We start from the raw sequence: 18890 nt of genomic DNA on the forward strand, positions 1-18890 counted from the left end.
GTCTTTCTGTTGCCGGCGCTGCCGCACCTCTCCTCCGTCATCCTCGGGCTTGACCCGAGGATCCACGCGGCAAACTCAGCGGGTGTGGATGGATCCTCGGGTCAAGCCCGAGGATGACGACAGAGGGGATGCGCCGTCCAGGCGACACTCACATGCGCTACCTAGCAAAAAGCCATCCGGCAAGCCCGGATGGCTTTTTGCTTTGGGAGGAAAACCCTCAAGCCTGCGAAGAGACCTTCACGCCGAGTTCCCAGACGGGCTTCAAGGTGGGGAAGGCGCCGGTGGGAAGCTGGCCAGCATAGGTCTGGAGAGCCCGGCGTACACCCGTCGGACGGTCGACCGAAGCGCCTATCGTATAGGCGAAGAACAGGGCGGTGAAACCGAGGACGTTGAGGGTGAGGGCGAGGGCTTTCATGGCAGTGGCTTCAAGGTTTGTGTTGTTGATGAAGCGACTATCGGCCAAAGCGCGTCCGCGCGCGGTTCCCGCGGTGACAGGGTCAGGGAGCCTCGGTGCGTATTGATGCAGCGGCTGCCGGTGCCGGCTCGGAAAAGGCTTTCCTGCCGCGCGGCGAGTGCTAAGTTTCAGCGAGAGAAAAGAGGAGCGGAGAACCCAATGATCGGTCTGGCAATTGCGGCTGTTGTCGTCATCTACGCCATCATCATCTACAACGGCCTCGTGCGTGCGCGCCAAGTCAAGGAAGAGGCCTGGTCGGGCATCGACGTGCAGCTGAAGCGCCGTGCCGACCTGATCCCGAACCTGCTCGAAACGGTGAAAGGCTACGCTGCGCACGAGAAGGACACGTTGGAAAAGGTCGTGGAACTGCGCAACCGCGCCCAGGCCGTGCCGGCGGGGGATGTTGCCGGCCGCGCTGCCGCCGAGGGCATGCTGAGCCAGGCGCTCGGCCGCATCTTCGCGCTTGCCGAAGCCTATCCCGACCTCAAGGCCAACGAGAATTTCGCCGAATTGCAGCAAACGCTGGAGACCACCGAAGGCGAGATCCAGATGTCTCGGCGCTACTACAACGGCGCAGCGCGCGATCTCAACGTCAAGGTCGAAAGCTTCCCGTCGAATCTCGTGGCGAGCGTCTTCAAATTCATCAAGGCGCCCTATTTCGAAATCGACAACCCGGCCGACCGCGCCGTTCCGACTGTCAAATTCTGATCCCGGAGCTTTTCCATGACGCGGATTGCTGCGCTCCTGACGCTTTGCTTGTTCATTCTCGTCGGCGGCGCGGCGCGGGCGGAGGAGTTTTTCGACCGCTACGATTCCGATATCAGGGTGGCGAAGAATGGCACGCTGACGGTGACGGAGGTCATCCGCGTCTATGCCGAGGGCAACCAGATCCGGCGCGGCATTTATCGCGATTTCCCACTCACCTTCGTCGATGCCAATGGCCGGGAACTACAGGTCGGCTTCAAGATCCTGAGCGTCGAACGCGACGGTAAACCGGAGCCCTATCACACGGAAAGCATCCGCCGCGGCGTGCGCATCTATTTCGGCTCGGCCGATGTGCTGCTCGATCCCGGTTATCACGATTACCGCCTGACCTACGAGACGACACGGCAGATCCGCTTCTTCGACAGCCATGACGAGCTGTTCTGGAACGTCACCGGCACGGAATGGGCGTTTCCGATCCGTGAGGCGACCGCGACCGTCACCCTGCCGGAGGGCGTGAAGGCGGAGGAGCTGACCTATTTCACCGGCCCGCTCGGCGCGACGGACAAGAACGCGCGGGCGGAAAATCGTGGCAACCGGGCCACGTTCGAAACCACCCGTCCGCTCGGCGTCATGGAAGGGCTAACGATCGGCGTGAAGATGCCGACCGGCAGCATAACCAAGCCGACGGCGGCGGAGGAACGCATGCTGTTCCTCCAGGACAACAAAAGCCTCTTTCTCGCCTTTGGCGGCTTGATCCTCGTCGTCGGATATTATCTCTGGGCCTGGCTCTCCGTCGGCCGCGATCCGCCGGCCGGCGTCGTCGTGCCGCGCTGGGATGCGCCGGAGGGCATGTCGCCGGCGCTCGTCAACTATATCGACGAGAAGGGGTTCGGCGGGCAGGGCTGGACGGCCGTGTCGGCCTCCTTCCTCAACCTCGCGGTCAAGGGGCTGGTCGAGCTCAAGGACCTCAAGAACTCCATCACCGTCACCCGCACCGCCAAGCCCATCGAGGGGCCGCTGCCGACAGGGGAGGCCACCCTGATGTCGTCGCTGCGCGCCGAGGGCAGCCTCTTCGTCATCGAAAAATCCAATGGCAAGCGCGTACAGACGCTCGGCAAGGATTTTCGCGAGGCGATGGAGCGGGAACACCGCCGCAAATATTATCTCGCCAACTGGCCGCAGGCGATCGGCGGCGTGCTGCTGTCGCTCGTCTGCCTGGCGGCACTGCTGATCTTCGGCGCGCTGCCGGAGGAGGGGATCGCGCTGGTCGTCGTTCCCATCTTCGCCTCGGTCTTCATCTCGATCTTCGCCGTGGCGCTCGGCCAGAATCTGCGGCAGGCGCGCTCGCTCGGCGCGCGCATCTTCGCGGTCGCCATCATCGCTTTCGTCGGCTTCATCTTCCTCACCGTGTTCGGCGGCCTCGCCATCGGCTTTTTCGTGACGGGGGCGGCGAATGGCCATCTGCCGCTGCTCGCCGCGCTCTGCGGCATCCTCGTCACCAATCTTGTGTTCTTCTTCCTGATGGGCGCACCCACCCCGCTCGGTCGCAAGATGATGGATGGCATAGAGGGCCTGCGGCAATATCTGACGCTGGCCGAAAAGGATCGCATGAACATGGCCGGTGCGCCGGACATGTCGCCGCGCCATTTCGAGACCTTGCTGCCCTATGCCGTGGCGCTCGGCGTGGAAAAACCCTGGGCCGAGACCTTCGACCGCTGGCTGCTGGCAGCGGCTGCGGCCGGCGCGGCGGCGACCTACCACCCCGCCTGGTATCACGGCGACAGTTTTTCTTCCGGCAGCTTCTCCAATCGCATGGGCGGCTTTGCCGGCTCCATGGCTGGTACCATGACCTCTTCGCTGCCCGATCCGCCGAAAAGCTCGTCCTCCGGCTTCTCCTCCGGCGGCGGTTCCTCCGGTGGCGGCGGAGGCGGTGGCGGCGGGGGCGGCTGGTAGACTTTTCGGCATTGAGCGGATGACATTTGCGCCGGGGCTTGCTAAGTCCCCGGCCAGTTGAAAAATCAGATGTTTGTGAACGCCTATGCCCGATCTTCTGCTTGAACTCCGCTCCGAGGAAATTCCCGCCCGCATGCAGCGCAAGGCGGCAGGCGACCTGAAGAAGCTCCTGACCGATGCACTGGTCGAGGCGGGCCTGACCTATGAGGGCGCGCGCGAATATTGGACGCCGCGCCGCCTCACGCTCGACATCCGCGGCCTCAATGCCCGTTCGAGCGATGTGCGCGAGGACATCAAGGGACCGGCGACGTCGGCACCCGACCAGGCGATCCAGGGCTTCCTGCGCAAGGCGGGCCTCACCTCGATTTCCGAGGCGCATGTCCATTCGGATCCGAAGAAGGGCGATTTCTACGTTGCCCATGTCGTCAAGCCCGGTCGCCCGGCCGACGAGATCGTTGCCGGCGTGATGCCCGGCATCATACGGAATTTCCCCTGGCCGAAGCCAATGCGCTCCGGCGCCGGCTCTGCCAAGCCCGGCTCGCTGCAGTGGGTGCGCCCGCTGCAATCGATCGTCTGCACCTTCGGCTCGGAAACCGAAGAGACGCGCGTCGTGCCCTTCGAGGTTGGCGGCATCGTCGCCGGCAATATTACCTATGGCCACCGCTTCCATGCGCCCGAGGCCATCACGGTTCGCCGCTTTGAGGACTATGTCTCGAGCCTCGAAAAGGCCAAGGTCGTGCTCGATGCCGAGCGCCGCAAGCAGATCATCGCCACGGACGCCAACAACATCGCCTTTGCCAACGGCCTGGAACTCGTCGAGGACGAGGGCCTGCTGGAGGAAGTCTCCGGCCTCGTCGAATGGCCGCAGGTGCTGATGGGCACCTTCGAGGAAGAGTTCCTGGCGATCCCCTCGGAGATCATCCGCCTCACCATCAAGACGAACCAGAAATGCTTCGTCACCCGCAAGCCGGGCGCCGAAACGCTTTCCAACCACTTCATCCTCGTCTCCAATATCGAGGCGAAGGACGGCGGCAAGGAGATCGTTCACGGCAACGGCAAGGTCGTGCGCGCCCGCCTGTCGGACGCCAAGCACTTCTGGCTGCGCGACCAGGGCAACCTGCCCGATCTCGAAACGCTCGAAGCCTCAGCCGCGAAATTCAACCTCGATCTCGCCAAGCCGCTCGATCAGCGCATGGCCAAGCTCGACGCGCTGAACGTGACGTTCCACGCCAAGCTCGGCACGCAGGGCGCTCGCGTCGAACGCATCCGCAAGCTCGCCGCCGAACTCGCGCCCGTCGTCGGTGCCGATCCGGCTCTCGTTGACCGTGCCGTGGTGCTCGCCAAGGCGGACCTGCGTACCGAAGCCGTCGGCGAATTCCCGGAACTGCAGGGCATCATGGGTCGCAAATACGCGGCGCTGCAGGGTGAGGATGCCGCCGTCGCGGCCGCGATCGAGGACCACTGGAAGCCGAACGGCCCATCGGACCGTCTGCCCGCGGAGAAGGTCGGCCTGACCGTGGCGCTCGCCGACAAGCTGGATACGCTTGTCGGTTTCTGGGCCATCGACGAAAAGCCGACCGGCTCGAAGGATCCCTATGCGCTGCGCCGTGCCGCCCTTGGCGTCATTCGCATGCTGCTGGAAAAGAATGTCCGTCTGCCGCTCGCTTCGGTGGCGAAGGACCCGGATCTCATCGCCTTCTTCCACGACCGCCTCAAGGTCTATCTCCGCGACATGGGCGCGCGTCACGATCTCATCGACGCCGTGCTGACGCCCGAGGCCGATGACCTCCTGATGGTCGCCCGCCGCGTCGAGGCGCTGACGGCCTTCATCACCTCGGAAGAGGGCCAGAACCTGCTCGCCGGCACCAAGCGCGCCACGCAGCTTCTTGCCGCCGAGGAGAAGAAGGGTACCGTCGTCGATGGCGCCGTTTCGCCCGCCCTCCTGCTGCTCGATGCGGAAAAGGCGCTCTACGCCGCCGTGGAAAGCGCCTCGAAGGATGCGGCCGGCGCCGTCGCCAAGGAAGACTTCCGCTCGGCCATGGAAGCGCTCTCGACGCTGCGCGGCCCGGTCGACCAGTTCTTCACCGACGTGCTCGTCAATGACGAGGACCCGGCGATCCGCGCCAACCGCCTGGCATTGCTGGCCGCCATCCGTTCGGCGACCGGCACGGTTGCCGATTTCTCCAAGATCACGGGGTAAGGGACGGGCGCTGATGGTCGGGAAAATCCTCATCAGCGCCTGCCTTGCCGGCCTGCCGGTCCGTTACAACGGCTCGGCCAAGCCGCTGATCCACGATGCCGTCGAACGCTGGAAGGCGGAAGGGCGGCTGGTGACGCTCTGTCCGGAGCTTGCCGGCGGGTTCCAGGTGCCTCGGCCGCCGGCGGAAATCGAAAACGGTCTCGACGGAGACGACGTGCTCGACGGGCGCGCGCGGGTGCTGGAGATTTCCGGTGGGGATGTCTCCGCCGCCTATATCGACGGCGCGCGCATCGCGCTCGATGTGGCGCGTGAGAACGATTGCCGTCACGCGTTGTTGATCGACGGCAGCCCGTCCTGTGGCTCCGGGTTCGTCTATGACGGCTCGTTTTCCGGAAAAAAGCATGCAGGGCAGGGGGTGACGGCAGCGCTTCTGCGGCGCAATGGCATCGCCGTTTATTCCGACCGCGAGGTCGACCAACTCGTGGATGCGATCGGCTGACACGAATACGCCCCTGCTTGAGGTCAGGGGCGCATCGTCCGCTTGCGCGGAATCCTGTCAGTCTGGAGGGACCGAGAGGCAGGGTTCTTTCAATATGGGGTCAGTTGACCCGCAATTCAAACCCTGCCGGATCAAACTCCCGTGAAGAGGCCATCGTCGCCGTCTTGGCTGCATGCGCTGTATCGCTGTCGAGCGCGCTCGTCTTGGCGGTGTCGTCGATGGCGACGGTCGTGTCCTGCGCCGGTGCCACAGCATCGGCAGCCTGTACGGTTTCAGCCGGTGCCTTGCTGACGAAGAGTACAGGCGAGCCGCCCATCCAGGCTTCGGTGCGGAAAATCTTGCGCTCGCCGTCGGCTTCGCGGATCTCGACCTTCTGCGTACCCGGCTCGATCGCGTCGACGTGGTAGTCGGCCGCTTCGCGTTTGGGCTTCAGTGCCGGGCAGTTTGTGCAGCTTACGCTCGAAATACTTCCGGCGGAGACGGTTCCGGCCGTGGGAACGAACGAATCGGCGAAGGCGGGGGCGGCGGCGAGCACCAGAGCAAGGGTCGGCAGCAGGGTACGCATCAAAGGTTCTCCCTCATGGTTGCAGGGAGAATAGCGCCAGCCGGTTACGGTCCCGTCAGGGGAAATGGTAAACTTTGAACTACCGGGCGTTTTTAACCGCCCGGATCATGCCTGTTCGCGGGCGACGGCGCGCCAGCCGATATCGCGGCGGCAAAAGCCGTTGTCCCATTCGACCTTGTCGAGCGCCTGATAAGCTGCGGCCTGTGCCGCGGCAACCGTCGGCGCGACGGCCGTAACATTCAGCACACGTCCGCCGGTCGCAACCAGCTGGCCGTCCTTCAGGGCTGTGCCGGCATGAAACACCTTGGTCGCGGCGTCATCGGCGGGAATGGACCGGATCGGCGTATTCTTTTCATAGACGGCCGGATAGCCCCTGGAGGCCATGACGACCGTTAGCGCCGGGGCATCACGCCATTCTGCCGAAACCTTGTCGAGCCGGCCGATGGCCGCCGCGTGCAGGATCGGCAGGAGGTCGCTGTCGAGGCGCATCATCAGCACCTGGCATTCAGGATCGCCGAAACGGACGTTGTATTCGATAAGCTCAGGCCCCTTGGCCGTGATCATCAGGCCGGCGAAGAGCACACCCTGAAAGGGATGGCCATCGGCTGCCATGCCGCGGATCGTCGGCTCGATGATCTCCTTCATCGTGCGCTCGACCATCTCTGCCGTCATGACCGGGGCAGGGGAGTAAGCGCCCATGCCGCCGGTGTTCGGGCCGGTGTCGCCGTCGCCGACGCGCTTGTGGTCCTGGGCGGAGGCGAGCGGCAGCGCGTTCACGCCGTCGCAGAGGCAGAAGAAGCTTGCTTCCTCGCCATCGAGGAAGGCCTCGACCACGACTTCCGCACCGGCCGCGCCGAAGGCGCCTTCGAAGCAATCGTCGACGGCGGCCAGCGCCTCGTCGAGTGTCATCGCCACGGTCACGCCCTTGCCGGCCGCAAGTCCGTCCGCCTTGATCACGATGGGTGCACCCTCGGCCTGGATATAGGCCTTGGCGGCAGCGGCATCGGTGAAGCGCTGGTAGGCGCCGGTAGGAATGTCATATTTCGCGCAGAGATCCTTGGTGAAGCCCTTGGAACCCTCGAGCTGGGCGGCGGCGGCGGAAGGGCCGAAGACGGCGATGCCGGCGGCGCGCAGCACATCGGCGATGCCGGCGACCAGCGGGGCTTCCGGGCCGACGACGACGAAGCCGACACCGTTTTCCTGGCAGAAGGAAACGACGGCGGCGTGGTCATCGATGTCGAGCGAGACGAGTGTGGCGCATTCCGCGATGCCGGGATTGCCGGGCGCCGCATAGAGCGTATCGAGGAGCGGGGACTGCGCCAGTTTCCAGGCGAGTGCATGCTCGCGTCCGCCCGATCCGATCAACAGAACCTTCATGCCCGTACCCTCGATCCGTCCTTGGTTGTGAGGGCGGGTTAAGGGCAAAGCGGCGAAAGATCAAGGGCTGCGGGGTCTCAGAGGGTCGCCGCGCCCTTTTCCTCCACGCTGCGGCCGAGGTTTTCCAGTTCGGTGTCGATCAGGTGCACGTCCTCGTACCAGCCGTCGTCCTCCACCATGGCGCTTTCGGTGGCGGCGCGCTGGAGGGCGCGGGCTTCGGTGCGCAGTTTCTCAAGCTTGGCGATCTTCTCCTTGCGGGAAAGGCCGGTATCGCTGCGGATCGCGTTGAGTTTCAGTTCCATCGTGCTGACGGTCATAGGAATACTCCCTGTTCTCGTCCATAAAACACCGGCGCAGGCGAATCGTTCCGACGCGCATCACCCGACGGATGGTTAGCGAAACGGTAATGAAACGCGGCTAATCCTAGGCAAATCGAAGGTTCGGCGACCCGCGGCGGGTAGGCCGGTGAAGCGAGGACTTTGTTTTGCGTATCCGTATTCCGACCGCAATGATTGCGGCCGCCCTCATTCTTTCGCCCGTTTCCGCTCTGGCAGGCGACGGCGAGCATTTCTGGTCCGGTGACTGGTATCTGAAGGTTGGCGCTGCCGGCTTTGCCGCGCCGCGCTATCAGGGCGCCAAGTCCTATCTGTTCCAGGTCACGCCGATGATCTCGCTCGGCAAGGCCGGCAGCACGGTGCGCTTCTCCTCGCGCAACGACAATCCGTCCTTCGCGCTGATCGACAATGGCGGCTTCCGCGCCGGCGCCACCGGCAAGCTGATCATGCCGCGCGACGAGGATGATTCCGAGGATCTCAAGGGTCTGACGCCGGTCAAGCTCGGCGGTGAACTCGGCGCCTTCGCCGAGGCCTATCCGACCGACTGGCTGCGCGTGCGCGGCGAAGTGCGTCACGGCATCCGCAGCCATCACGGCGTCGTCGCAGACCTCTCCGCCGATGCTTTCGTCGATGTCCGCCCGGATGTGCGCATCTCCGCCGGTCCGCGTATGACGCTCGCCTCGAAGGACTATATGAACGCTTACTACGGCGTGAAGCCGAGCCAGACCGCCAAGTCGGGCCTTGCAGCCTACAACCCGGACGGCGGTGTCGAATCCGTCGGCGCGGGCGCGGCGATTACCTGGCAGGTCAACGAGAAGATCGAGACCAGCGCGTTCGCCGAATACAAGCGTCTCGTCGGCCCGGCCGCGGATTCGAGCCTCGTCAAGCAGCGCGGCGACCGCGACCAGTTCCTGATCGGCCTTTCGGCGACGTATCGCTTCGATTTCACGCTGCGCTAAAGCTCTGCGGCCTCGTGGCGGCTTGACCCCGGTCAAGCCGCTTGCGATCTAGGCTGCATGATGAGCCAGACACCCGATTCAAGCCGCCCCGATACCGGTCGTGTAGCCGATGCCCCCTCCAAGAACTGGGTCTACCGCGTCCTGCCGCGCGGTCTGTGGTCCTATGCCCAGCTCGCTCGCTGGGACCGGCCGATCGGCTGGCAGCTCCTGATGCTGCCCTGCTTCTGGTCGGCGGCGCTGGCGGCCAATGTGGCGGCCTCCGCCGGCACGTTCAGCGGCGGGCGCCTCGTCTGGCATCTCCTCCTGTTCTTTATCGGCTCGGTCGCGATGCGCGGTGCCGGTTGCACCTATAACGACCTCGTCGACCACGAGGTCGACAATGCGGTGGCGCGCACCCGCTCGCGCCCGTTGCCGTCAGGCCGCGTCACGCGCAAGCAGGCGAAGATCTTCATGGTTCTGCAGGCCCTTGCCGGTCTGGTCGTGCTCCTGCAGTTCAACACATTCTCGATGGTGCTCGGCGTTGCCTCGCTCGCCATCGTCGCGATCTATCCCTTCGCCAAGCGCTTTACCGACTGGCCGCAGTTCTTCCTCGGCATGGCCTTTTCCTGGGGGGCGCTGATGGGCTGGGCAACCGAGTTCGGCACGCTCGCGGCAGCCCCCGTCGCGCTCTACATCGCCGCCATCGCCTGGACGATCGGCTATGACACGATCTATGCCCATCAGGACAAGGAAGACGATGCGCTGATCGGCGTGCGCTCGACCGCGCGCCTGTTCGGAGAGAAGACCGCGCAATGGCTGATGGGCCTCTACGGGCTGACGGTCGCGATGATCGCCGTCGCCTTCTGGCTGGCCGGCGTCGGTCTGGTGGCGTGGCTTGGTCTTGCCGTCGTGGCGCTGCTGCTCGCCCGCCAGATCGGCTCGCTGGAAATCGACGACCCCGAACAGTGCCTGGCGCTGTTCAAGTTCAACGGGGTCGTCGGTCTGATCCTGTTTGTCGGGCTGATCGCCGCGCTGCCTTTCGCGTAAGGCCTATCCAGCCGAAGCGAGATCGCTTCGGCGTCGAACAGGCAATCAAGTCGATCAGGCGGTCTTGAGGACGTTTGCCGGTGCGCCGGAGTCGATCCGCCGCGCGCCGCCATATTCCGTCGTGCGGTCGAAACCGATGCCCGAGGCGCCGGAACGGCGGCTGGTGGCGACGACTTGGAACGCATTGAGCGCGCCACGGTGGAAGGAGAGGGCGCAGAGCGAGAGATAGAGCAGCCAGATGCGGGTCTGCGGCATGCCGACGAGGGCGGCACCCTCTTCCCTGCGGTCGTAGAGGCGGCGCACCCAGTGCTCGGTCGTGTAGCCGAAATGCTCGCGCACGGCTTCCACTTCATGCACTTCGAAGCCGGCCTGTTCCAGCGCGCCGGTGGTCATGCCGATATGGTCGAGTTCGCCGCCGGGGAAGATGTATTTGATGATGAACTGCATATAGGGCGTCAGCCGCGGGAAGTCTTCCGGGCGGGCCGTGTTGCGGCGGAAGCTGGCCTGGCCGAAATAGACGCCGCGCGGGCGCATGTGCTTGCGCAGGTACTTGTAGAAATCCTGGTGGTTGGCGATGCCGACATGCTCGATCATCTCGACCTGGGCGATCTTGTCGAAGACCTGGTCGTCGGAGAGGCTGCGGCAGTCGCGCAGTTCCACCTTCACGCGGTCGCCGAGGCCCATATTGGCGACCTTGGTCTTCACATGGGCGAACTGCTCTTCCGAGAGCGTCGTGCCATAGGCTTCCACACCGTAGTGCTGGGCGGCATAGCACAGCAGACCACCCCAGCCGCAGCCGGGGTCGAACAGCTTGTCGCCGGGCGCAAGCCGCAGCTTGCGGCAGATGAGGTCGAGCTTGTTCAGCTGCGCCTCGTCGAGCGACGAGTCCGGTGTGGGGAAATAGGCCGAGGAATAGACCATCTCCTTATCAAGGAAGAGCTCGTAGAAGGCGTTGGAGAGATCGTAGTGGAAGCCGATCATCTCCTTGTCGTTGCGGCCGCTGGAAGGCGTGGCCGCCGCCGTCTTGGTGAAGCGCTTGACGAAGGAGGAAACGGAATAGCTCTTCAGAAGGATGGGCAGCGCCATCTTCAGCATGCGCACCTTGTTGATCTTCTTCGGCAGCGAGAGGAACTGCAGGTGATCGACCCGGCGCATCGCATCGACCGGGTTGGCACCGACGATGTCGAGATCGCCCGTCGCGTAGAGTTCGGCAACGCTGATCAGCGACGGCGCGCGCAGCAGGCGGCGCAGCACGTTGGCGGAAGCGATGACGAAACGGATGTCGTCCTTGGCGCCGGTGCCGAGCGGGATGATCGTGCCGTCCCAAAGCTCAAGGCAGATATTGACGTCGAGATGTCTCGCCAATTCTCCAATGACGGCCTTGGTTGCTTGCAGTTCCCGTTCCGTACCAAGTTCACGCGACATAGAGAGGCTTTCCCGACGTTTTTAAACCGGAGTGCAATGTGCTGTTTCACTGCCTGTTGTCAACCGCTGCGGGCGAAATGTCGGGGAATACAGGAGGCTCGAAGCCCTGACTTACCGGTAGCGCGGCGCCCGCGCACCGGTCGCGCTGCGCTCTTCGAGGCGCCGCAGGGTTGCGGGGTGTACGGCCAGCTCGAAACCGCGGCGCGGCGGGCGGCCGCGCTCGATGAGGGCGGCATCGGCCTTGCGGATCTGGACGAGGAGGTGAGTGAAGAGCTTTGCCATTGTGATCGTGTCCCTTGCGTTCGTTGCGGCGTCAGCCGCTCGTGTTGAACGCTCTTTCCCACGCGCCGCGCGGCAAGAGTGTTCCGGAGGGAACAAGGCACGAAAAAAGCCGGCCGCAGGGGACGGCCGGCTTTGGGTCCATTCCCTGACGCGAGGCGGTCGCGCCCGGAATGGCCGAAGGGAAAGGGCGCCGTCGCGACTGGAGGAAAGCGCTGACGCCCCAAGGGCTCATGTTATCGGCATGCTCAACGGCGGGCGATGATCTCCCGGCCGTCGATCTTCATCTGCACGCCGAGCTTGCCCGTCGTGCGGCGGACGAGGAAGCGCGGGCGGCGATCTGCGAAATAGGAGTGGCGGCGGCGCGGCTTGGCCGGCCGGTTCGAACCGGTCAGGTGGTCGTCGAGCGGGCGGGCGACGCCGTCGGCTTCCACCATCAGCATGGGGATGCGATAGGCTTCCGCCCAGCTGCGCCAGTCGGCGGCGATGTCGCAGAGGTCATGCGCCACGAGAAGCGGGATGCAGAGATCCGGGTCGTCGTGGTGCAGTTCCAGCGTCACGGTCACGTCGCCATTGCCATGGTCGATGGCGCGGGCGGCGACACCCTTGAAGGCGCGGGCCGGCAGCGCGATGGAAAGCGGCAGGCCGCTCGACGGGAGGACCTTGCGCAACACGGCGCCGCGCTCGTCAAGCGTGATGGTGGCATCGGTTCCCTCGCCGCGCAGCTCGAAGGTCATCGCCTGCGGGAAGCGCTTGGGATCGAGCCGGAGCGTGGTGCCGGCCCAGGCCGGCTTGGAAACGGTATTCAGCATGTCTTTCGCCCTTGTTTTCCTTGAGAGCCGGTGTCCGGTCTTCTCATCGGGACTTTTCGTCCTCTGAGGGCGAGAATAGGCGGGGTCCCTTCCACGCCGCTTAAAAATCGCGGTTAAGAAAACTTTGCGCTTTCTGATGGTTATCAAAACCGCACGGGCTACGGTTTAGGAGACGTGAACATCGTGCGGAGCAATTGAACCGTCGCGGAGAAAGGCCCGGACAAGCCACGCGCGCGAGAATGGGGTAAAATCGGCCTGCGTATGATCCGAAGGAAGAGTGCCCTCGATGCTGTCGACCTATACGAGCTACAACCTCATCGCGAACGACATGCTGAAGTCGTTGAACCGGACGGCGACCGAGACGGTCAATGCCCGCGATGCGGATTACTACAAGGAAAACATCGGCAAGGTCGCCTCCGTCGACGAGTTCCTCGACGACTACCGGCTCTATTCCTATGCCATGAAGGCCTTTGGTCTCGAAGAGATGACCTATGCGAAGGCCTTTATGAAGAAGGTGCTGGACAGCGATCTGACGGACAGCGCAAGCTTCGCCAACAGCCTGACGGACGAACGCTACCGCAACTTCGCCGCGGCTTTCAGCTTTGCCGCATCGACGGCGTCCGCGCAGACCGAGGTGCAGCTCGACGAGACGATCGGCCTCTATACCGCCACCGCCAACAATGCCGGCAACGTCATCAAGGAAGAGACGCGCTACTACAACATCGTCATCGACACCACGACGAACGTCGACCAGTTCATCAACAATGAACGCATGCGCAACTACATGCTCACCGCCTACGACATCGATCCGAACACCTATTCGCGCGCGACGATCCGCGGTGTGCTGACGAGCGATCTCAACGACCCGGCGAGCTATTTCAACACGCAGTTCGAAGCCAAGAAGACGGTTGCCGTGGCGGCGATCCAGACGGCGGCGGACGAGCTTTCCACGCTGACGAACAATGCCACCAATGCCGCCCGCATTGCCGAACTCAAGGCCGAAATCACCAGGCAGAACGCCGTCGTCACCGGTGTCGAGAAGTACCGCGCACTCGCGGAAGCCTACAACTTCAACCCGGACGGAACAGCGGCGGCCGGCTCCGTGCAGAGCGCCAGCCAGAAGGCCGGGACGAACGAACTCTACACGCTCTCCAATCCGCGCGTGACCTCGGCGGCAGCGCTCCTCAATCAGAGCTATTTCGAGGAGAAGATCAGCTCCATCTCCACTGTGAGCGAGCTTGTCAGCGATGCGCGCCTGCTCAACTACATCAAGGCGGCCTTCGGGCTCGACAAGCTCTCCGTGGTCAGCTCCACCGTCACCAACATCCTGACGAGCAGCGCGGACCCCAACGACGCGACAAGCTACATCAACCTGTTCGGCGCCGAGGACAGGGCGGCCTATTTCGCGATGCGCAACGCCTTCAATTTTCAGGAGGACGGCACGCTCGCGGCCGGCGATAGCGCCCAGACGGCCACGCAGACCGCGACCACCTCCCGCGCCTACATGAACACCTACAACGACAAGGACGACGAAGCCGACGCCACGGCCATCAAGCGCTTCAAGAGCCAGATCAGCGCGGTCAAGACGGTCAACGACTTCGTCGGCGAGGCCTCGGTCTACGACTTCGCGTTGAAGGCCTTCGGCCTCGATCCGACGAAGGTTTCCGTGCTGACGATCAAGAACGTCCTGAAAAGCGACCTCAACGATCCCAAGAGCTATGTGTATCAGCTGAAGGACGAGCGTTACGTCGAGCTCGCCAAGGCGTTCAATTTCGATGCGAAGGGCAACATCACCGCGCCGAAGCTGGCGCAGTCCGAGGCCGAGATCATTGTCACGTCCCGCGCCTATGTGACGGAAAAGTCCCGTTTCGGAACGGAGGACGAGAAGGCGGCTGCCCAGGAGGAGGCGAAATATTACTCCGTCCAGATGCAGAAGATCGAATCCGTCGATGAATTGCTTTCCGACAAGCGCCTCGTCGATTTCGTGCTCGAGGCCAACGACATCGACCCCGAAAGCGTCGACAACGAGTTCCTGAAGAAGATCTTCGCCTCCGACCTCGACGATCCCGCGAGCTTCGTGAACCAGCAGGCGGATCGCTCCTACCGCAAGATCGTCGCGTCGTTCAACTTCAACGCGGAGGGTAAGGTCGAGCAGCCCGACGATGCCCAGATCCAGTCGCGGCGCGGCATCTACGAGACGATCGACAGCTATGTGCGCCAGATGCTGGAAGAGGAAGCGGGCAATGACAATGCCGGCGTGCGCCTCGCGCTCTATTTCGAACGCAAGGCCGACACGGTCTCCAGCGCCTACGACATCCTGGCCGACGACGCGCTTTTCGAGGTGTTCAAGGTACTCTTCCAGCTGCCGGACGAGGTGGGCAGCGCCGACATCGATGCGCAGGCCGACATGATCAACCGCTATCTCGAGCTTGAGGATCTGCAGGACTCGGAGAAGGTCTCCAAAATGATCGTGAAATTCTCCGTGCTCTACGATCTCGACAACCAGACGACCCAGAATCCGGCGCTGTCGGTGCTCACCAGTTCCGGCTCGAGCGGCATCAGCGCCGAGACCATGATGTCGCTCGCGCAATTGCGCACCGGCGGATAAGGCTGGGATTTCGTTTTCGCCGCATTGCCCGATGCCGAAGCGATGCGCTCCGGCGGGAAATGGTTTAGACGGCCACGACCTTGCCGGGGTTCATGATGCCGGCGGGGTCGAAGGCGCCCTTGATGCGGCGCATCAGGTCCATCTCGATGGGGGCCCGCACCGCCGCCAGCTCGTCGCGTTTCAACTGGCCGATGCCATGTTCGGCGGAAATCGAGCCGTTGTATTTCAAGACGACGCCGTGCACGAGATGGTTGATCTCCCGCCACCGGTCGAGAAAAGCCTGCTTGTCGGCGCCGACGGGCTGCGAGATGTTGTAGTGGATGTTGCCGTCGCCCATGTGGCCGAAGGAGCAGATGCGCGCGCCCGGCATCGCCGCCATCACGGCCGCATCGGCTTCCGCCATGAAGGCGGGGATGGCGGAGACCGGCACGGAGACATCGTGCTTGATCGAGCCGCCCTCCGGCTTCTGGGCCGGCGACATGCTTTCGCGCATGTGCCAGAGCGCCTTGCGCTGCTCCTCGCTTGAGGCGATCACGGCATTCTCGACGAGCCCCGCCTCGACGCCCTCGGCCAGCAGCGCTTCCATCATGCGGCTCGCCGTCTCGGCGGCATCCGACGTGGAGATATCGATCAGCACATACCAGTCGTGGCGGGTGGCGAGCGGATCGCGCACGCCGGGAATGTGCCGCGTGGTGAAATCGACGCCAAGGCGCGGCATCAGCTCGAAACCGGTGAGTGCGGTGCCGCAGCGGCTGGATGCGCGCTCGAAGAGGGCCAATGCATCCTCGACGGATTTCAGCCCGGCAAAGGCCACCTCGTGGCCAAGCGGGCGCGGAAAGAGCTTCAGCACCGCGCCGGTGATGACGCCGAGTGAGCCCTCCGCGCCGATGAAGAGATCGCGCAGGTCGTAGCCGGTATTGTCCTTCTTGAGGCGACGCAGGCCGTTCCACACCTCGCCGGTCGGCAGCACGACTTCGAGGCCGAGGCAGAGCTGGCGCATGTTGCCATAGGCGAGAACGGCGGTGCCGCCGGCATTGGTGGAAAGGTTGCCGCCGATCTGGCAGCTGCCCTCCGAGCCGAGCGACAGCGGGAAGAGCCGGTCGACGCCTTCCGCCGCCTTCTGGATCTCCGCCAGCACCGCGCCGCCATCGGCGACGATGACATTGCCGACCGGATCGACATCGCGGATGCGGTTGAGACGGGAGAGCGACAGCACGACATCCGCCATGCCCTCGCGTGGCACGCTGCCGCCGACATGGCCGGTATTGCCGCCCTGCGGCACGATGGCCGTGCCGGTTTCGGTGGCAAGCGCAAGGATGGCCGACACCTCCTCCACCGAGCCGGGGCGCAGCACCAGCGGCGAGATGCCATGGTAGAGCCCGCGGCTTTCGACGAGATAGGGCGCGATATCCTTGTCATCGACAAGCGCATAGGCCGGACCGGTGATTTCGGCGAAACGGGAAATCAGCGCGGGGGAAAGCGTTGCGGCAACCATGGTCGTCGTCTCCATATTATCCGCGCGGGGCGGCGGCCCGCTGCAAACGGTCGTTGATTGCCTCGCCGAGGCCGGTGACGGGAATGGGCGAGAAGGCGATGGATGCAGCACCCGTGGCATCCGCCTGCTTCATATAGCCGAAGAGATTGGCGGCGGCTTCCGCAAGGTCGCCGGAGGGGCTGAGGTCGAGCACCAGGGCGGCTTGCCCCTCGCCGGGAAGCGGCGTGCCCCCGAAGCGGATCAGCACTTCGCCAGGTCGCACGTCATCCGCATCGAGCCGCACCGGCGCATCGGGCGCATAATGCGAGGCGAGCATGCCGGGTGCCTCGATGGTCGCACCGGCCGTCTCGTTGCGCTGAACAGGTCGGCCGGTGACGCGCTCGATGTCCGCAGCGTCCAGACCGCCCGGCCTCAGCAAGCGGATCGTCTCGCCCTCGACCTTGATGATGGTGGATTCAAGTCCGACGACCGCCGGCCCGGCGTCGAGGACCAGCTCCAGCTTGGCACCGAAATCCTCCGCGACATGGCGCGCCATGGTCGGACTGATGCGGCCGGACGTGTTGGCGCTGGGGGCGGCAAGCGGCTTGCCGAAGGCGGCGAGCAGTCGGCTGGCAAAGCCCTTGGGAATGCGGATGCCGACTGTATCGAGCCCGGCGCGCGCCAGCGGATGGATGGCGCTCTCCGGCCGGATCGGCACAACCAGCGTCAGCGGCCCCGGCCAGAAGGCCTCGGCGATCGTGCGCGACAGCGGGTCGAAGACGGCGTGTTTTTCCGCCATGGCGAGATCGGCCATGTGGCAGATCAGCGGATTGAAGCGCGGCCGGCCCTTCATTTCGTAGATGCGGGTAATGGCGAGCGGATTGGTGGCATCGGCGGCAAGGCCGTAGACCGTCTCGGTGGGAATGGCGACCGGCACGCCGCGGCCGAGCGTCTCGGTGGCGCGCGCCAGCGCTTCTCCCGCATCCGTGCGCGTATCAACGATATCAGCCATCTCGCCCTTCCGTCTTTGCCGCTTCCTTTACAGGGCTTTGCAAGCAAATGCCAAGAGTTGGGCGGATGGCTAAAATTCGAACGGCCGGATTAGAGGGCTCGAAAGACCGGGCTGTTATGGTCACGGTGAAAAGTCTCGCAAGCAGGTCCGCATCTGAATGGCTACCAGGAAATCCTCGACCACCGACGTCGCCTTGCGCGTTGCAACGGCCATGAAACAGATGGGCATAGACGGCCTGCCACGCAATTACGAACTGGTCTACGAGGCCTATGCCGGCAGCAATCCGGATCTCGTACGCGATTTTATCGCGCTTGGGAAATACAAGACCCAGGCGGCGCTTGACGAACTCGGCCGCAAATACCTGCCGCACCAGCACGAGGCGAGCGTGCTGCAACGCTCCGTCGGTGCGATCAGCAACGAGATGAGCAATTTCATGGATCTGCTCAGCCAGGAACGCTCCTCGCTGAACGACTATGGCCGCCTGATCGGCGAGGCCTCGCAGGTGATCGGCAGCGTTGGCGGCGTGCTCGGCAGCTCGCTCGAGGCCCTGCAGCGCGCCACTGAGCTGCGCGTCACCCATACGGCGGAGATGGCGGAAAAAGTCGCCGCGCAATCGGCCACGATGGATGGAATCCAGAAGGAGATGGCGGAATTCGAGGCGATGAAATTCGTCGATCCGCCGACAAGGCTCGGCAATCGCCGCGCTTTCAACAAGGCGCTCGCCCGCGTCTATGCGAACCCCAATCTGCCGATGCTCTGCGGCGTCGTGGTGGCGGAGGTGGATGCCGAACGCCGCTTCTCGCCCGCCCAGATCGAGGCGCTGTCCGACCATCTGGTGACTTTCTACGGTGGCCTCATCCGCCAGGCCTTCCCGGCAAACGACCTTGCCGTGCGCTTCGACGGCCTGCGCTTCGGTTTCCTGTTCAACACCTCCGACGAAGGCGAGGTGGAACGGCTGATCGACCTCCTGCGCGCCGGCTTCCAGACGATGGCGCTGCGCGATCCGCGCACCAACCGCAATCTCGGCCATCTCACCCTGTCGGCCGGTGTCTGCATGTCGGATCGCGCCGACAGCGCACTCGACCTGTCCTCGGCCTGCGAAAGGGCACTTCTGGAAGCCAAGGCATCGGGCGGCGACCAGATCGTCGTCTACGGTCGCGGCGACGAGGTGCCGGCGGGCAAGGAATGGATGCTTTATAGAGCTTGA

At 64.1% G+C, this 18890-nt stretch carries 17 protein-coding genes; 8 read left to right on the forward strand and 9 right to left on the reverse strand.

Annotation, left to right across the window (positions count from 1 at the left end):
- Nucleotides 1-217: 217 nt before the first annotated feature.
- Nucleotides 218-415, reverse strand: coding sequence for a hypothetical protein (locus tag MUU55_RS07335; RefSeq protein ID WP_244760126.1), 198 nt, complete (start codon nucleotides 413-415; stop codon nucleotides 218-220).
- A 198-nt stretch (nucleotides 416-613) separates the two neighbouring features.
- On the opposite strand from MUU55_RS07335, the gene MUU55_RS07340 reads away from it, so the two are divergent.
- The 4 genes from MUU55_RS07340 (at nucleotide 614) to MUU55_RS07355 (ending at nucleotide 5811) form a co-directional block, all read left to right on the forward strand.
- Nucleotides 614-1162: a LemA family protein gene (locus MUU55_RS07340; protein ID WP_244760127.1), complete on the forward strand. Its 549-nt coding sequence runs from the start codon at nucleotides 614-616 to the stop codon at nucleotides 1160-1162.
- A gap of 15 nt (nucleotides 1163-1177) precedes the next feature.
- Nucleotides 1178-3112, forward strand: coding sequence for a DUF2207 domain-containing protein (locus MUU55_RS07345; RefSeq protein ID WP_244760128.1), 1935 nt, complete (start codon nucleotides 1178-1180; stop codon nucleotides 3110-3112).
- Between the two features lie 85 nt (nucleotides 3113-3197).
- Entirely contained in the window at nucleotides 3198-5312 is a 2115-nt protein-coding gene (gene glyS, locus MUU55_RS07350; RefSeq protein ID WP_244760129.1) for a glycine--tRNA ligase subunit beta, read from the forward strand.
- Nucleotides 5313-5325: 13 nt separating this feature from the next.
- Entirely contained in the window at nucleotides 5326-5811 is a 486-nt protein-coding gene (locus MUU55_RS07355; RefSeq protein ID WP_244760130.1) for a 2-thiouracil desulfurase family protein, read from the forward strand.
- Nucleotides 5812-5911: 100 nt separating this feature from the next.
- Here MUU55_RS07355 and MUU55_RS07360 read toward each other — a convergent pair whose 3' ends face one another.
- From MUU55_RS07360 to MUU55_RS07370, 3 genes are all read right to left on the reverse strand, one after another.
- Nucleotides 5912-6376, reverse strand: a complete 465-nt coding sequence (locus tag MUU55_RS07360; RefSeq protein ID WP_244760131.1) for a plant virulence effector HPE1-like domain-containing protein — start codon at nucleotides 6374-6376, stop codon at nucleotides 5912-5914.
- Between the two features lie 105 nt (nucleotides 6377-6481).
- Nucleotides 6482-7753: a phosphoribosylamine--glycine ligase gene (gene purD / locus MUU55_RS07365; protein WP_244760132.1), complete on the reverse strand. Its 1272-nt coding sequence runs from the start codon at nucleotides 7751-7753 to the stop codon at nucleotides 6482-6484.
- A gap of 77 nt (nucleotides 7754-7830) precedes the next feature.
- Nucleotides 7831-8070, reverse strand: coding sequence for a hypothetical protein (locus tag MUU55_RS07370; protein WP_244760133.1), 240 nt, complete (start codon nucleotides 8068-8070; stop codon nucleotides 7831-7833).
- A 191-nt stretch (nucleotides 8071-8261) separates the two neighbouring features.
- Here MUU55_RS07370 and MUU55_RS07375 point away from each other — a divergent pair, with 191 nt between their 5' ends.
- Both MUU55_RS07375 and ubiA read left to right on the forward strand, forming a co-directional pair.
- On the forward strand, nucleotides 8262-9047 hold the full coding sequence (locus tag MUU55_RS07375) for a MipA/OmpV family protein (RefSeq protein ID WP_244760889.1): 786 nt from the start codon (nucleotides 8262-8264) through the stop codon (nucleotides 9045-9047).
- 60 nt (nucleotides 9048-9107) lie between these two features.
- Nucleotides 9108-10073 (forward strand): 4-hydroxybenzoate octaprenyltransferase, encoded by a 966-nt coding sequence (ubiA, locus tag MUU55_RS07380; protein WP_244760134.1) that lies wholly within the window; start codon nucleotides 9108-9110, stop codon nucleotides 10071-10073.
- A gap of 54 nt (nucleotides 10074-10127) precedes the next feature.
- Here ubiA and MUU55_RS07385 read toward each other — a convergent pair whose 3' ends face one another.
- The 3 genes from MUU55_RS07385 to MUU55_RS07395 form a co-directional block, all read right to left on the reverse strand.
- Nucleotides 10128-11498 carry an SAM-dependent methyltransferase gene (locus MUU55_RS07385; RefSeq protein ID WP_244760135.1) on the reverse strand — a complete coding sequence of 457 codons (1371 nt, stop codon included), beginning with the start codon at nucleotides 11496-11498 and terminating at the stop codon, nucleotides 10128-10130.
- 111 nt (nucleotides 11499-11609) lie between these two features.
- Nucleotides 11610-11780 (reverse strand): hypothetical protein, encoded by a 171-nt coding sequence (locus tag MUU55_RS07390; RefSeq protein WP_244760136.1) that lies wholly within the window; start codon nucleotides 11778-11780, stop codon nucleotides 11610-11612.
- Between the two features lie 245 nt (nucleotides 11781-12025).
- Entirely contained in the window at nucleotides 12026-12589 is a 564-nt protein-coding gene (locus MUU55_RS07395) for a DUF6101 family protein (RefSeq protein ID WP_244760137.1), read from the reverse strand.
- 286 nt (nucleotides 12590-12875) lie between these two features.
- Here MUU55_RS07395 and MUU55_RS07400 point away from each other — a divergent pair, with 286 nt between their 5' ends.
- Complete coding sequence (locus MUU55_RS07400) at nucleotides 12876-15197, forward strand: DUF1217 domain-containing protein (protein ID WP_244760138.1); 2322 nt, start codon at nucleotides 12876-12878, stop codon at nucleotides 15195-15197.
- A gap of 64 nt (nucleotides 15198-15261) precedes the next feature.
- Here the strand turns inward: MUU55_RS07400 and MUU55_RS07405 are convergent, their stop codons facing one another.
- Nucleotides 15262-16707 (reverse strand): FAD-binding oxidoreductase, encoded by a 1446-nt coding sequence (locus MUU55_RS07405; RefSeq protein ID WP_425314154.1) that lies wholly within the window; start codon nucleotides 16705-16707, stop codon nucleotides 15262-15264.
- Between the two features lies 1 nt (nucleotide 16708).
- Nucleotides 16709-17683 (reverse strand): L-threonylcarbamoyladenylate synthase, encoded by a 975-nt coding sequence (locus tag MUU55_RS07410; protein WP_244760139.1) that lies wholly within the window; start codon nucleotides 17681-17683, stop codon nucleotides 16709-16711.
- 157 nt (nucleotides 17684-17840) lie between these two features.
- Here MUU55_RS07410 and MUU55_RS07415 point away from each other — a divergent pair, with 157 nt between their 5' ends.
- Nucleotides 17841-18890, forward strand: coding sequence for a diguanylate cyclase domain-containing protein (locus MUU55_RS07415; protein WP_244760140.1), 1050 nt, complete (start codon nucleotides 17841-17843; stop codon nucleotides 18888-18890).

Origin of the sequence: Shinella curvata, assembly GCF_022899935.1 — a bacterium.
In the GTDB taxonomy this organism is placed as follows: Bacteria; Pseudomonadota; Alphaproteobacteria; order Rhizobiales; family Rhizobiaceae; genus Shinella; species Shinella curvata.

Bases quoted from the DNA above. Each gene is read 5' to 3' on its own strand.
- MUU55_RS07335 (WP_244760126.1), bottom strand. From the start codon at position 415: ATGAAAGCCCTCGCCCTCACCCTCAACGTCCTCGGTTTCACCGCCCTG.
- MUU55_RS07340 (WP_244760127.1), top strand. From the start codon at position 614: ATGATCGGTCTGGCAATTGCGGCTGTTGTCGTCATCTACGCCATCATC.
- MUU55_RS07345 (WP_244760128.1), top strand. From the start codon at position 1,178: ATGACGCGGATTGCTGCGCTCCTGACGCTTTGCTTGTTCATTCTCGTC.
- glyS (WP_244760129.1), top strand. From the start codon at position 3,198: ATGCCCGATCTTCTGCTTGAACTCCGCTCCGAGGAAATTCCCGCCCGC.
- MUU55_RS07355 (WP_244760130.1), top strand. From the start codon at position 5,326: ATGGTCGGGAAAATCCTCATCAGCGCCTGCCTTGCCGGCCTGCCGGTC.
- MUU55_RS07360 (WP_244760131.1), bottom strand. From the start codon at position 6,376: ATGCGTACCCTGCTGCCGACCCTTGCTCTGGTGCTCGCCGCCGCCCCC.
- purD (WP_244760132.1), bottom strand. From the start codon at position 7,753: ATGAAGGTTCTGTTGATCGGATCGGGCGGACGCGAGCATGCACTCGCC.
- MUU55_RS07370 (WP_244760133.1), bottom strand. From the start codon at position 8,070: ATGACCGTCAGCACGATGGAACTGAAACTCAACGCGATCCGCAGCGAT.
- MUU55_RS07375 (WP_244760889.1), top strand. From the start codon at position 8,262: ATGATTGCGGCCGCCCTCATTCTTTCGCCCGTTTCCGCTCTGGCAGGC.
- ubiA (WP_244760134.1), top strand. From the start codon at position 9,108: ATGAGCCAGACACCCGATTCAAGCCGCCCCGATACCGGTCGTGTAGCC.
- MUU55_RS07385 (WP_244760135.1), bottom strand. From the start codon at position 11,498: ATGTCGCGTGAACTTGGTACGGAACGGGAACTGCAAGCAACCAAGGCC.
- MUU55_RS07390 (WP_244760136.1), bottom strand. From the start codon at position 11,780: ATGGCAAAGCTCTTCACTCACCTCCTCGTCCAGATCCGCAAGGCCGAT.
- MUU55_RS07395 (WP_244760137.1), bottom strand. From the start codon at position 12,589: ATGCTGAATACCGTTTCCAAGCCGGCCTGGGCCGGCACCACGCTCCGG.
- MUU55_RS07400 (WP_244760138.1), top strand. From the start codon at position 12,876: ATGCTGTCGACCTATACGAGCTACAACCTCATCGCGAACGACATGCTG.
- MUU55_RS07405 (WP_425314154.1), bottom strand. From the start codon at position 16,707: ATGGAGACGACGACCATGGTTGCCGCAACGCTTTCCCCCGCGCTGATT.
- MUU55_RS07410 (WP_244760139.1), bottom strand. From the start codon at position 17,683: ATGGCTGATATCGTTGATACGCGCACGGATGCGGGAGAAGCGCTGGCG.
- MUU55_RS07415 (WP_244760140.1), top strand. From the start codon at position 17,841: ATGGCTACCAGGAAATCCTCGACCACCGACGTCGCCTTGCGCGTTGCA.